At 56.1% G+C, this 13,445-nt stretch carries 14 protein-coding genes; 2 read left to right on the top strand and 12 right to left on the bottom strand.

Annotation, left to right across the window (positions count from 1 at the left end; translation table 11 throughout):
• Positions 1–87: 87 nt before the first annotated feature.
• From purC to dapA, 3 genes are all read right to left on the bottom strand, one after another.
• A complete protein-coding gene (gene purC / locus ACTJKZ_RS00650; protein ID WP_010260002.1) occupies positions 88–801 on the bottom strand; it encodes a phosphoribosylaminoimidazolesuccinocarboxamide synthase in 714 nt (237 codons plus the stop codon).
• Between the two features lie 145 nt (positions 802–946).
• A complete protein-coding gene (bamC, locus tag ACTJKZ_RS00645; RefSeq protein WP_253419606.1) occupies positions 947–1,978 on the bottom strand; it encodes an outer membrane protein assembly factor BamC in 1,032 nt (343 codons plus the stop codon).
• 14 nt (positions 1,979–1,992) lie between these two features.
• Positions 1,993–2,871, bottom strand: coding sequence for a 4-hydroxy-tetrahydrodipicolinate synthase (gene dapA, locus ACTJKZ_RS00640; protein ID WP_161736412.1), 879 nt, complete (start codon positions 2,869–2,871; stop codon positions 1,993–1,995).
• 143 nt (positions 2,872–3,014) lie between these two features.
• On the opposite strand from dapA, the gene ACTJKZ_RS00635 reads away from it, so the two are divergent.
• Both ACTJKZ_RS00635 and bcp read left to right on the top strand, forming a co-directional pair.
• Positions 3,015–3,596: a glycine cleavage system transcriptional repressor gene (locus tag ACTJKZ_RS00635; protein ID WP_150012539.1), complete on the top strand. Its 582-nt coding sequence runs from the start codon at positions 3,015–3,017 to the stop codon at positions 3,594–3,596.
• A gap of 151 nt (positions 3,597–3,747) precedes the next feature.
• Complete coding sequence (gene bcp / locus ACTJKZ_RS00630; RefSeq protein ID WP_010260016.1) at positions 3,748–4,215, top strand: thioredoxin-dependent thiol peroxidase; 468 nt, start codon at positions 3,748–3,750, stop codon at positions 4,213–4,215.
• Positions 4,216–4,309: 94 nt separating this feature from the next.
• On the opposite strand, the gene ACTJKZ_RS00625 is transcribed toward bcp, so the two are convergent.
• The 9 genes from ACTJKZ_RS00625 to ACTJKZ_RS00585 form a co-directional block, all read right to left on the bottom strand.
• Entirely contained in the window at positions 4,310–5,875 is a 1,566-nt protein-coding gene (locus ACTJKZ_RS00625; protein ID WP_161736411.1) for a sensor domain-containing diguanylate cyclase, read from the bottom strand.
• Between the two features lie 161 nt (positions 5,876–6,036).
• Positions 6,037–6,867 (bottom strand): phosphodiesterase, encoded by an 831-nt coding sequence (locus tag ACTJKZ_RS00620; protein ID WP_440829085.1) that lies wholly within the window; start codon positions 6,865–6,867, stop codon positions 6,037–6,039.
• Positions 6,868–6,877: 10 nt separating this feature from the next.
• Entirely contained in the window at positions 6,878–7,861 is a 984-nt protein-coding gene (locus ACTJKZ_RS00615) for an ABC transporter ATP-binding protein (RefSeq protein ID WP_161736926.1), read from the bottom strand.
• The gene (locus ACTJKZ_RS00610; RefSeq protein ID WP_440829084.1) at positions 7,858–8,673 is read right to left on the bottom strand and encodes an ABC transporter permease; all 816 of its coding nucleotides are present in this window, start codon (positions 8,671–8,673) and stop codon (positions 7,858–7,860) included. Before ACTJKZ_RS00610 ends, ACTJKZ_RS00615 begins: the two co-directional genes overlap by 4 nt.
• Positions 8,670–9,545, bottom strand: a complete 876-nt coding sequence (locus ACTJKZ_RS00605; protein WP_253419612.1) for an ABC transporter permease — start codon at positions 9,543–9,545, stop codon at positions 8,670–8,672. Before ACTJKZ_RS00605 ends, ACTJKZ_RS00610 begins: the two co-directional genes overlap by 4 nt.
• A complete protein-coding gene (locus ACTJKZ_RS00600; RefSeq protein WP_161736929.1) occupies positions 9,545–10,567 on the bottom strand; it encodes an ABC transporter substrate-binding protein in 1,023 nt (340 codons plus the stop codon). The genes ACTJKZ_RS00605 and ACTJKZ_RS00600 overlap by 1 nt, the downstream gene beginning before the upstream one ends.
• Entirely contained in the window at positions 10,551–11,573 is a 1,023-nt protein-coding gene (locus tag ACTJKZ_RS00595) for a LacI family DNA-binding transcriptional regulator (protein WP_222925143.1), read from the bottom strand. Before ACTJKZ_RS00595 ends, ACTJKZ_RS00600 begins: the two co-directional genes overlap by 17 nt.
• Positions 11,574–11,698: 125 nt before the next feature.
• On the bottom strand, positions 11,699–12,307 hold the full coding sequence (locus ACTJKZ_RS00590) for a DsrE family protein (RefSeq protein ID WP_161736931.1): 609 nt from the start codon (positions 12,305–12,307) through the stop codon (positions 11,699–11,701).
• Positions 12,308–12,338: 31 nt separating this feature from the next.
• Positions 12,339–12,944 carry a DsrE family protein gene (locus ACTJKZ_RS00585; RefSeq protein WP_222925141.1) on the bottom strand — a complete coding sequence of 202 codons (606 nt, stop codon included), beginning with the start codon at positions 12,942–12,944 and terminating at the stop codon, positions 12,339–12,341.
• Positions 12,945–13,445 lie beyond the last annotated feature (501 nt).

The raw sequence follows: 13,445 nt of genomic DNA, 5'->3' as shown, positions 1-13,445 counted from the left end.
GCAATCACCAGCTTTACCCTGAAATGAAAAAAGGAGAGCCGGGGCTCTCCTTGTTCTGTGTGCTTTCTTTCTGCGCTGCAGGCAAACTCAGTCGAGTTTTACGCCCAATCGCTGTGCCACCGCTTCATAGGCTTCAACCACGCCGCCAAGGCTCTGACGGAAACGGTCTTTGTCCATTTTATCCAGCGTCTCTTTGTCCCACAGGCGTGCACCGTCTGGCGAAAACTCATCGCCCAGCGTCACTTCGCCGTTAAACAGACCAAATTCCAGTTTGAAGTCGACCAGAATCAGGCCCGCATCGTCGAACAGTTTGCTCAGCACCTCGTTGGCTTTAAAGGTCAGCTCCTGCATCCGCGCCAGGTTCTGTTTGCTGACCCAGCCAAAGGTTTCGCAGTAAGATTCGTTGACCATCGGGTCGTGTTTTGCATCATCTTTCAGGAAAAGATCAAACAGCGGCGGATTGAGCACAATGCCCTCTTCCACGCCCAGACGCTTTACCAGCGAGCCTGCGGCACGGTTACGCACCACGCACTCAACCGGCACCATCTCCAGCTTCTTCACCAGCGCTTCGGTATCGGACAGCAGCGCTTCCATCTGGGTCGGGATACCTGCTTCCTGCAATTTGGTCATAATGAAGTGGTTAAACTTGTTGTTAACCATTCCTTTGCGATCAAACTGCTCGATTCGGGCACCATCACCTGCTGACGTATCGTTGCGGAATTCGAGTATCAGCAGATCCGGGTTATCGGTGCTATATACAGTTTTCGCTTTACCGCGATACAACTCAGCTCGCTTTTGCATCTTGTTCACTCCAGACTTGAAATAACGGGTGTTCAGCGACCAGTGCCGCTGCGGCGATTGCCTTGACGCAATCGTTTACTTCGCCGCGCGCTAGTATGCCAAAAACAAAATAAAAAGGCCGGAGAATCTCCGGCCTGAGGCAACTTTATTTGTTCAGCGCCGCCTGGAACACGGCCACCAGCGCATCGTTCTGCGACTGGGTCAGCACATGCCCTTTCGGGTCGATGAATTGCAGGCTGGTGCGGTTGTCGAGATCGCCGACCTGCACTTTGTAATCACCGTTTGGTAATTCCGGATCTTTTGCACCCACTGAATCCCAGTCGCTGCTGCCCGGTGACTTGTAAGTCACCTTCATACTGCCGGTTGAGCGGGTGGTATCGGTCACTTCCATTCCAACGCGTTTCATCGCATCTGGTAAACGCTGCCATGCCACATTGTATGGCGTACGCAGAATCAGCATGGGCAGACCGGTGTCATCTGCGCCGCTCTGCACATCAATAGCACCACTTACCCGACCTGATGCCGCGTTTTCACTGGCGGTATCAATTTTGTCCAGACCGCTGCTGATTTCATTCATCATCTGCGCGGTGTAACGCTGGATCTGCACAGGCGACGTAATGGTTTTACCATCCTGCTGCAGCTCCAGCAGGCGCACGGTAAGCTGCTGCTGATAGCTCTGCGACTGCACGCTGATCTGATAGCGGCCACGATACTGCTGATCTTCATCAGCACGGTTCCACTGCACCCAGTCGGTCGTCAGCTGCTGACCGGCATCGTTACGTGAAGCAATCGGGAATTTGTTTGACTCAACGACGTTAACGACCCGTGACCAGACTGAACCGCGGCTGTTGTCGATCATCAGCGCACCGGTATTGTTGCTGAACTGCGCGCGAGTCCCGTTCATCAGCGCCAGCGGCTGGGCTGGCGGACGGATGTCGAGCTGCTTGCCGGTTGGTGCCTGGCTGCTGGTGCGCGGCACATCATAGTCACCACGCTGAACCGGCAGGATCATACCGGCTGGTGCTTTCAGTTCACTTAACTGGCTGGCTTCAAGATAAGATTCGTCACCGCTGACCTGGCGCTTATAACGCTGATCGCTTGAACAGGCCGACAACAGCATCAGAGTAGAAAGCCCGACTACTGTGGCTACTGTTGACCGCTTTACTGAGTAATTCATTCAAACTCCCTAAATTATCGCAAACCCGCTTTCACCAGCGCCTGCTCCACTTTCGGCTGGCCGGCTGCAGTCAGTGGCGTCATTGGCAGACGCAGCGTGTCGTTAGCGATTAATCCTAGCTGTTTCGCAGCCCATTTCACCGGGATAGGATTGGGTTCACAGAAAAGCGTCTGGTGCAGGTGCATCAGACGCTGATTCAGGCGGCGTGCCTCAACGAAATTGCCCTGCTGTGCGAGTTGACACAGCTCGACCATCTCACGTGCAGCCACATTTGCGGTCACCGAAATGACGCCTTTGCCGCCCAGTTGCATAAAGTCCAGCGCAGTCGCGTCATCGCCACTCACCAGAATAAAGTCTTCATTAACCAGCTCTTGGATCTGACTAACCCGCGATAAGTTCCCGGTTGCCTCTTTGATTCCGATAATATTTTTAATTTCGGCCAGGCGGGCAACGGTTTCCGGCAGCATGTCACAACCGGTACGCGAGGGAACGTTATACAGCATCTGCGGCAGGCTGGTGCTATTCGCAATCGCTTTAAAGTGCTGGAACAGCCCTTCCTGCGTCGGACGATTGTAATAAGGCGTCACGGTCAGGCAACCCACTACGCCGGAATTTTCAAAACGCTTCGTCAGAGAGATGCCTTCAGCGGTGGCATTTGCACCGGTTCCGGCAATCACCGGAATACGGCCATCGGCCAGTTCCAGGGTCAGCATCACCACATCACCATGTTCTTCATGGCTCAGGGTTGCAGATTCGCCTGTGGTGCCGACGGAAACGATCGCCGCGGTGCCGCTGGCGACGTGATAATCAATCAGTTTTTTCAGACTCAACCGGCAGACATTACCGCTGTCATCCATTGGCGTAACGAGTGCAACAATACTTCCCGTAAACATTGGCGATCCCCTCGACAAACAAGTGCTTCATGGTACGTTTTACACTTAGGGAAAAGCAAGCAAGCCACGCCATTCCCGCGCTTGTCAGCAGTTTTTTTTATGTTTACCTTATGGTTATTAGCGAAAGCAGAGGAAAAGCCATTTTGCCGCAATCTCAGCCCCATCATCTGGTGATCACCGCGCTCGGTGTTGACCGGCCGGGTATCGTCAATACGATTACCCGACACGTCAGCAGCTGCGGTTGCAATATTGAAGATAGCCGTCTTGCCATGCTTGGGGATGAGTTCACCTTTATCATGCTGCTGTCGGGCAGCTGGAACGCAATTACGCTGATTGAATCGACGCTGCCGCTGAAAGGCGCAGAGCTGGAGCTGCTTATCGTCATGAAGCGCACCAACGCCGGGGTTCGTCCGCCGATGCCCGATACCGCGTTCATTCAGGTGGAAGTGGCCGACTCGCCGCATATTATTGAACGCTTTACCGATCTTATTGATAAGCATCAGATGAATGTGGCCGAACTGGTGTCGCGTATCACACCCGCGCAACACAATTTGCCACCAACGCTCTATATTCAAATGACCGCCCACAGTCCGACACGAACCAGTGGCACCACTTTTGAGCAGGCTTTTAATACCCTGTGTCAGGAGCTGAATGCGCAGGGAACGCTGCGTCTCTACAGTGTGTCTGACGCCGACAGCAGCGAATCTGTCAGCGCGGTACGCTAAGCTTTAGTTAATAAACCGGAGCTATTTCTCCACATGCCTGACGCGTGATCGGCTATGTGGTGAAATACCCCCTGATGGTAATGTTCCCTCTGGTCGTTTCGGCCCGGATGGTGTATTACCCACAGCCTGAATAAGAAAATGGAGAGATGTGATGAATCCACTGAAAGCCGGAGATACTGCACCTGCATTTAGCCTGCCCGACCAGGACGGCGAACACGTGAATCTGACCGACTTCCAGGGACAGCGCGTTCTGGTGTACTTCTACCCGAAAGCGATGACGCCAGGCTGTACCGTGCAGGCGTGCGGTCTGCGTGACAACATGGATGAGTTGAAAAAAGCGGGCGTGGAAGTCCTGGGTATCAGCACTGACAAACCGGAAAAACTGTCAAAGTTTGTCGAAAAAGAGCTGCTGAACTTCACACTGCTGTCAGATGAAAATCATGAAGTCTGCCAGGCGTTTGGCGTCTGGGGTGAAAAAACCTTTATGGGGAAAACCTATGACGGCATTCATCGCATCAGCTTCCTGATTGACGCTGAAGGCAGGATTGAGAAAGTGTTTGATAACTTTAAGACCTCGAATCACCACGACATGGTGCTGGATTACGTTAAGTCAGCCTGATGTTGAGGGGCGCGGTAGCCCGACCACCGCGCCCTGCTTATCTTATTTCCTTTCACGCTTCCCTGCCGTAAAAAAATATCCGCTATTTGTGTGATTAAGCTGCGGCTACGATAACGCAGTTTCGCCCGGCATTTTTCGCCGCGTAGAGCGCCGCATCCGCCTGTTTCAGACTCGTTTCCAGCCCGGTATCCTGGGTGCCATTCCATGCCGCAACGCCAATAGACAAGGTAATTCGTCCTACATCCGTAAGCCAGGCTTCGGCAATACCCAGCCGTACGCGCTCTGCGATGATCTGTGCCTCATCCAGGGCCGTGCCCGGCAGCAGCATCAGAAACTCCTCTCCGCCGTTGCGACACACCACATCAGACTGACGGGCGCTGGCACGCAGCGTGCTCGCCACCTGTTGAATCACCCGGTCACCGACATCATGACCCCAGCTGTCGTTGACGTTTTTGAAGTGGTCGATATCCAGAGCCAGCACCGAGAAAGGCTGGCGCAACGTACGGTAATACTCCAGCACCGCGTTCAGACCACGGCGATTGAGCAACTGGGTCAGCGGATCGGTCTGCGCTTCCGAGCTAAGACGGCCAATCTTGTCCTGCACCAGACTAATACCAGTGAGCAGTGCACGTTTGACCTGAGCCGCCTCAAAATACCAGGCGGTGATGCCACCAATCTCTTTTGATACCCCCTGCGCATCCATCCGGCTGGCTTTGCGGGCCAGCTGGAAGAGTGGTCGGGCTATCAGCCGCGCCAGAACCACGGCTACCAGCAGAGTCAGCAGCGCAAACGGCACCGAGTTTGTCAGGACTTTTATTAACAGGCCCGACAGCGGATCCAGCGTGACGTTAATCGGCTTGAGCGCCACCACCGTCCAGCCGGTAGTCGGCACGATCGCAAAGCCCGCCAGCTGAGCTGACTCACCCGGACCGGCAAGCATCAGCGAGCCATTGGTCTGCTCATCGCGTGGACTGACAATGGCCGGCAGCGTTTTACCCACCAGTTGCCGGTTCGGGTGATACAACACTTCATTATTACTGTCGAGCACATAGACCGTGGTGCCATCCCGGTAAAACTGCTCACCCAGCAGCGCATTCAGAATGCTTTTTTTCTTCAGATAGATGGTGCCGCCGATGTAGCCCAGATAGTCGCCATCGGCACTCCAGACAGGCCAGGAGACAAACACCAGCAAATTGTTGGCGGCAGAAAGGGTGGGTTTACTGATGCCTGGCTGGCGCAGGGTCAGCGCTTCCCGTGAGGCGTCGCTGGTCAGGTGCATGCCTTTCAGGGGCAACGACTCTGGCGAAATCGCTTTGATCACGCCCTGCGCATCCACTATCGCTACTGAGTTGAAACTGCTGGTCTGCTCGCGCAGGCGGCTGACTTCGCTTTCCAGCAGCGCCTCATTATTAAAGTCGCGGCTGAGCTGATTTGCGCTGTAGTGCAGCTGTGACTGCGCCAGCTGGAAGAAAATCTCACTGGTTGAGGCCAGCTTGGCGGCATAGGCCCGGTTGGCCTCAAGCGTGGTGTCAATCAGCACCTGGCGCTGAACCCGCCAGGTGGCATAAAGCGTATTCGCGAGCGTGATAACAATGCTGACAATCACCAGCAGGGCGATCAGATTGCGCAAATCGGCCTTGGGCCGAAAGAGCTTTAGCATGGCGTCGCCGCCCTGGAGATAAATGTCATGTCGTCAATGCCTGATTATTTTTTTAATGTGTGCCAGAAGCCCTGATATCCGGGTTTAAGTCTACACGGTGTCGGCATTTTTGAGCAGCATTAAGACAAATTTCACGCCTGAGAATCCAGGTTTGACTGGCACTAATCGATTAATCCCTGACTATCGTAAAAAGGCCAGGGTCCCGAAAAGCGGCCAATCGCACACTGATGCGTGACCAGTCCCTGGCCGGGTTGCCAGCAATGAAGCAAAAAGCCGGGCGGCTCCAGAATAAAGTGAGCCGGCCCTCTGGGATGCAGATCCAGCGCCACCTGATGCGATACGCCCGGTGCAACACAGGCCAGCGTGCCGGCAAAGCGGGTCTGCAGACTGCGATGCAGATGACCGCATAACACCCGCTCAACCTGCGGATGGCGGGCAATGATCGCCTCAAGGGCCTCCGGATGACGTAACCGTTGCAGGTCCATATGGGCAATGCCGCAGGCAAAAGGAGGATGATGCAGCATCACCAGCGTGGGCTGTTCGGCAGCCGCGCTCAGTGCCTGATCCAGCCATTGCAACTGGTGTTCGTCCAGCTCACCCCATGGCTGTTGCGGCACGCTGGAGTCCAGCGCCAGCAGCCTGACGCCGCCGACGCAAAGCTGCCAGTTCAGGGTGGGTCCCGCCTGCAGATAGGTGTGATCCGGGAAAGCAGCACGCAGCGCCTCGCGGTCGTCGTGATTGCCCGCCATCAGGTAAAATGGCAATCGCAGGCGTTGCAAAGCTTCCCGCAGTGTCTGGTACTCTTCAGGCCTGCCAAAATCGACCAGGTCGCCGGTCATCACCACCACATCTGGCCGCGGCTGCAGCGCATTAAGGGTGTCGATCACCTGCAACAATGCCGCATGGGTATCGACCTGTTTGTACGAGAGGCGGCCATTGGCCTTGATATGCAGATCGCTGATTTGGGCGATCACTGTGGGTTGAACTGACACAACAGACTCCTTAGCAACTGAATTCCAGCGCGGCCTGACTGGTCAGCGACCAGCTGATGCGCTGCCCGGCCTGCCAGATTTCGCGCGCATGACGTTCTACCTGAATGGGGCTATCCAGCCCGATATCGATCAGTAAGCGCTGCGAAGCGCCGAGAAACGTGCTGCCCACCACTACGCCGCGCTGCGGATAACGCGTGTCGTCGGCCAGCAGTACATCTTCCGGGCGGCAAAAACGCAGGGGCTGACCCGTGGGATCGTGCGCAATGCAGTTAATGGCCCCCACAAAATCGGCCACAAAGCGCGAAGCCGGGCGCTGATAAATGCCCTGCGGCGTATCGAGCTGCACCAGGCGGCCCTGCTCCATCACCGCGATGCGATCGCCCAGCGCCATCGCCTCCTGCTGATCGTGCGTGACGTAAACGGCGGTGATCGCCAGCCGTTTGAGCAGCGCACCGATCTCCAGCCGCAGTCGATCGCGTAGCCTGGCATCAAGCGCCGCCAGCGGCTCATCAAACAGCAGCACTTTAGGCCGGGCGGCCAGCGCGCGAGCCAGGGCCACACGCTGCTTCTGCCCGCCGGACAACTTATCAATCGCGCGATGTGCCAGAGGGGTCAGATCAACCAGCGCCAGCATCTCTGCCACCCGCGCCTCACGCTCAGCACGCGGCACGCCCTGCACCTTCAGGCCATAGGCGACGTTCTGCGCCACGTTGAGCGTCGGGAACAGCGCGTAGTTCTGGAACACCATGCCGACATTGCGTTTCTCAATCGGTAGCGCGGTGACGTTACGCTTATCAAACCAGATCTCACCCGGTGGATCGCTGCTTTCCAGACCGCTGATGATACGCAGCAGCGTGGTTTTACCGCAGCCCGACGGCCCCAGCAGCACCAGCGTTTCACCGGCGTGAACCCGCAAATCGAGCGGATGCAGCGCGACCTGCTGATTGAAGCGACGCGAGCAGTGGCGCAGCGTCACGTTGATAGCCTCTTTCATAAGGTTTCCTCTCTCTGCTGCCGCGCTGATTGCCGTTCCAGCCAGTGATTACAGGCGTTGAGCAACAGCAGCAGCGGTAAAATCATCATGATAAAAATCAGGGTGTAGGCGGATCCAACTTCCAGCCGCATCGAGGTGTAGCTGTCGGCCAGCCCGACCGGCAGGGTTTTGGTCAGGGGCGTGTGCAGCATCCATGTGATATTGAACTCCCCTACCGACAGCGTGATCACCATAAACGCGCCCGCCAGAATGCCGTTGCGACAGTTCGGGACGACCACGGTAAAAAAGCGACGCCAGAAACCCGCCCCCAGGCTGGCGGCGGCCTCTTCCAGACGCGGCAGATCAATCGCCTGCATTACCGACAGCACCGGTCGGATCATAAAGGGCAGTGTAAAGAGCACATGGCCGATCAGGATGAAGAGCCAGCTGTCGCGCAACGCGCTGAACTGACCATAAAGCAGAATGATCCCCAGCGCGGTAGCCAGGCCCGGCAACGCGACCGGCAGCATCAGACACTCTTCGATGCGTGAGGCCCAGCGCGACGGTGACTTCAGTAAGCCCCAGACGGCGGGTACACCCACGATGACCGTCACCGCCAGACAGCTCAGCGCAATCAGCAGCGACAGCCAGAAGGTGTCGGCATACATCTGCCACACCAGTTCCACCCACTTCAGCGTCAGGCCGCTGCGCAGACCCGCGAAATAGTTCTGCGTGACGCCCGCCAGCATTGAGAGCACGATCGGCACGATCATAAACAGCGCGGTGAGGCTGGTGATCGCCACCTGCAGCCAGAACAGAGCCCGGCGCTTCATGATGAACGCTCCCTGCGACGGGCAAGCCCATTAGCCAGCATCAGCGCCAGCCAGGCCACCGCGCCCATCACCACCGAGAGCGCCGCTGCGGTGGCAAAGTTGGCGTAATTGGTGAACTCGCCGTAAATAGTCAGCGGCAGCACCGCCAGCTCTGTGCCCAGGGTAAATGCGGTACCAAACGCCCCCATGCTGGTGGCGAAACAGAGCGCGCCACAGGAGAACAGCGCCGGTTTCAGCCCTGGCATGATGACGTCGACGATGATGCGCCACTGGCTGGCCCCCAGCGAACGGGCGGCCTCTTCCAGTGAACAGTCCAGCTTTTCACTGGCCGCCACCAGCGTCACGATGGCGCGCGGCAGCGAAAAATAGAGATAGCCAATAAATAAGCCACTGAGCGAATAGGCGAAAACCCAGCGCTCATGAAACAGGCTGAGGCTGAGTTGCGCCAGAACACCCTGACGCCCCGCCAGCATCACCATCAGAAATCCCACCACCACGCCCGGAAAGGCCAGCGGAAAGGTCAGCAGCGCCAGCAGCATGCCGCGCCCGGTAAAGCGCTGGCGTGCCAGAAAGCAGCCCACCACCGCAGCAATCAGCAGCGTCACCAGTGTAACCGCCGCCGAGAGCAGCACGGTATTCAGCAGGCTTTGCAGATACTGCGGCTGGCTGATTACCGTCCAGTAGCCGCTGTGGTGAGTCGTGCGATCCTCCGTCATACCGATCTGTAACAGACGAGCAAACGGCAATAGCCAGAAGGCAGTAAAGAACAGCAGCGCAGGCAGCAGCATCCACGGCCAGTTTGCCCCCAGCGGCCGAAGGCGGTGGCGAACTGAGTCGCCAGCAGCAAACGGATTGATTTCTGAGAGTGACATCAGCGGATCTCGCTCAGATAGCGGGCGGAGAAGCCTTTCTGCGCATCGGCCATCTGCTGATAATCGACCGTATGGGCACGCGCATAATCGCTGTCAGGCAGGAAATATTTCTTCGCCTCGGCTGACATCGCCCCAGCACGCACCGGACGCAGCCAGGCATTGGCCCAGATCGCCTGACCGGCATCTGACAGCACGAAATCAATCACTTTCTTACCGTTTGCCGGATGCGGCGCGTTCTTCACCAGGCTGATAACGTACGGCACCGTAACCGTTCCCTCGCTCGGGATGACAAACCCGACGTTGGCGTGATCTTTGTAGCGGGCGCGATAGGCGTTGAAGTCATAATCGATCAGAATCGGGATTTCGCCTGAAATCAGTCGCGCATAGGCGGTCTGCTTAGGCACAATCGGCTGGTTGCGCTGCAGCGCCTTAAACCAGTTAATCGCCGGGGTGAAGTCATGCAGGCTGCCGCCTTTGGCCTGATTGACTGCCACGGCCGCGACGTAGCCCACAAAAGCACTGGCCGGATCCAGATATCCCACCATACCTTTATATTCCGGCTTCAGCAGATCATCCCAGGAACGCGGCACCGGCACGCCACCCAGCGCATCAACATTGACCATAAACCCCACGGTGCCGGAGTGCAGCGCCACCCACCTGCCATTCGGATCCTTCATGCCTGCCGGGATCTGATCCCAGTTAGCGGGTTTGTAAGCGCTGACCACGTCGGCACTAACAGCCTGAATACCAAAGCTGACGCCGTAATAGACCACGTCGGCGACCGGATTGTTTTTCTCCGCCACCAGTTGCGCCAGCGCCTGCCCCGAATTTTTATTATCCTGCGGCACATGAATGCCGGTCGCTTTTTCAATCGCCTGGAGCTGCGTGGCCCAGTCAGCCCACTCTGGCGGGCAGTTGTAGCAGATAGCATTTTCCGCCGCCTGCGCCCAAGAACTGGTTAGCGAGCAACCGGCCAGCAGCGCAGCACTGACGATCTGTTTGATATTAACGGTGAGTGACATGATGTTTCCCTGAAGAAGAGCCATGAAATGCCGGGGCGATACTCTCCCCGAGCCGTAAATGATGGGCCAGCAAGGGGATCTTACCGGCCGGATTCAGAAGCAGATCGATGGCGCGCGTGCCCATCAGCGCAATCGGCTGAACCACGCTGGCCAGTGACGGTGAAAGCTGTTCACCCAGCTCAATGCCGTCGAAGCCGATGACTGACAATTGATTCGGTACGCTGACACCGGCACGCGCAGCAGCCCCCAGCAGGCTGATAGCCAGCAGATCGTTACTGCAAATCACTGCAGTCAGCGGCGAAGGGACATTCATCAATGGCAGCAGCCGCCTGAAGTCGGACTGAATATGGCTGGGCATCTCAATCATTGCCCGCGGCGTCAGACCCGCCTGCTGCATGGCTTCGCAGTAGCCGAGGTAACGCAGACGCGCACGGTCAGATTGCTGCATCGGGCCAGCGGCCATCACGATGTGGCGGTGGCCGAGCGAGATAAGATGGGCGGTCGCTTCCGTCATCGCTTTACGATTGTCGACGCACAGTGCGGGCCAGTCGTGCTGTTGCGGCACGTTGTGGGTCAGTACGAAAGGCATCTTCGCCGCCGCCAGCGTCAGCAGCAGCGCACTGCGGTCGGCGTCTGCCACGGTCAGTACCAGACCGGCGACACGCTGGTGCAGCATATGTTCGACAATAGCCGCTTCCCGCTCAGGCTGATAATCACTGGTTGCCACCAGCAGCGCATACCCAGCCTGCCGGGCCTGCTGCTCCATCGCCTGCAATTGCAGGGCAAAAACCGGATTGAGCAGTGAAGGCAGCAGAACGCCAAGCGTGGTGGAGTGTTGGGTACGGAGCTGACGGGCAATATGATTCGGGCGAAAGCCCATCTGTTCTGAGGCGGCAAGCACCTTTTGCAGCGTGCCAGGTTTGAGCAGATGGGGATCAGAAAAGGCGCGCGCCGCGGTTGCGCGGGAAACCCCTGCCAGTCTGGCTACGCTGATTAAATCGGTCATGACTGCCTCGTTTATCGTCAATGAGATCGATCTCATTGCGATGTAAACTAGCGGCGTTATATGACAGGCGTATCACAGGAATCTGACTGGCAGGTGACAGCGGCAGTGACGCCGCTGCTGGAGAATTAAAGCATCAGGAAGGCGTAACCGCTGTTTTCCAGGGTGGCAACGGTGGTGCCGCTGGAGATGGTGTGGGTGACCATCGGGTCGATCCAGTTGCGATCAAGCTGATGAAACGCCACGGACTGGTCGCAGATCGTGACCTGAACGCCCGCTTTTTTCAGTTCGCTGATCAGCTTCAGGTTTGGGTTATCCACGCCGTAGGCTTTGCTGAACTGGTCATTATTCAGCGCTGACGACACCGCGTCGCCGTTGATCGACACCACAAATTTCAGCTGGTCGAGTGGCACACCCGCTGCATAATAGAGGTTGGTGACACGCGCTACACGCTCCAGGCCCAGATTCGGCTTACGAATATCGCCATCATTATGGTTAATCTGGAAAACAATTTTATTACTCAGACCCGCTGTGGTGCCGGGTTTAAATGCCGGCGTATCGACATAATGTATTTTGCCGTAGCCATCAATCGCAGGCGTACTCCAGAAATCAGCGGGCTCAGGTTTATTATCTGCCATTTTGCCGCTGACCTTATCGAATAATTCCGGCAACTGTAAAACATTGCCGCCAATAAATCCTGCTACGGCTGCCATCACTACTAACGCTGCTGGACGCATTAACTCTTCTCCCGGTCGTTTAAAACATCAATTACATTGCCAGCCACGCGTACCCCTGGTTTTGCAGGGTGGATACCGTGGTCGGACTGGAAAGCGCATGGACGACTGATTTATCAATCCAGTTATTCGGATAGTGATGGAATGCCACGGACTGATCGCAGACCGAGACTTTCACTCCCGCCTGATTCAGCTCATTAATCAGCTTCAGGTTTGGATTTTCGATGCCGTAAAACTGTTTGAAATGGGCGTTATCCAGCATGGCAGGTGTCGCGTCACCCGTAACCGAAACCACAAACTTCAGCTGGTCCGCCGGAATGCCGGAGGCGATATAGAGATTGACCACGCGCGCCACACGTTCCAGTCCCAGATTCGGTGCGGTCATCGCGCCGTCGCTTCGGGTAATCTGGAAAACAATTTTGTTGCTCAGGCCCGCTACCGGTTTAAACGCGGCATCAGGCTCGTAATGAATTTTGCCATAACCTTCAATCGCCGGGGTGCTCCAGAATCCAGGGGCTTCCTGTGGCTCGGTTGCAAAATGACGTGTCACTTTGTCGTAAATATCGCCACTCTGTGTGACAGCCGCGCCAACGACGCCGCCAATAATGGCGATTAACGCGTATGAAACAACTGAACGCATAACACTTCTCTCCGGCAAATAATGTCTGTCAGATTCAGGACTGAATCCGGTCGGCTATCTATACCACAGCGCGGGTTTAATTCTCGCGTCTGTAAATTCAGGTCAACGCGCTATTGATAACCGCTGAAATTATTCACAGAGAGAATTAATTGAAGATTTTCATCATGCAGAAAAAAGTGTCTTAGCAGCAGTGGATCTGACTATCAGGGATTTAATCTCTGCCTGTTGAGTTGACGCGAAAAAATAAAATCCAGGCTTAGCTGGAATCAGGAAGAGGGGGGCAGACGAATCGATTTAATTTATCAATGGCGAAAAGACATTTTGCGGCTCAGCGTGGGCTATTTTTTCAGAGTAGACCTGGAAAAACACGTGCCATATTCAGTTTTTCTGATTGAATTTACATAACTTTAAAAAAAGAACGATTACTGTTCCGGATGTCTGTCAGCGGATTCTGCTCTATTCCGGCGAAGCGCGACGGGAATGAACAGATAAGTGGCAACT

The sequence above is a fragment of the Pantoea sp. 22096 genome, from assembly GCF_052045955.1.
GTDB lineage: Bacteria > Pseudomonadota > Gammaproteobacteria > Enterobacterales > Enterobacteriaceae > Pantoea > Pantoea alfalfae.
This window is presented reverse-complemented; position numbering and strand designations above follow the sequence as displayed.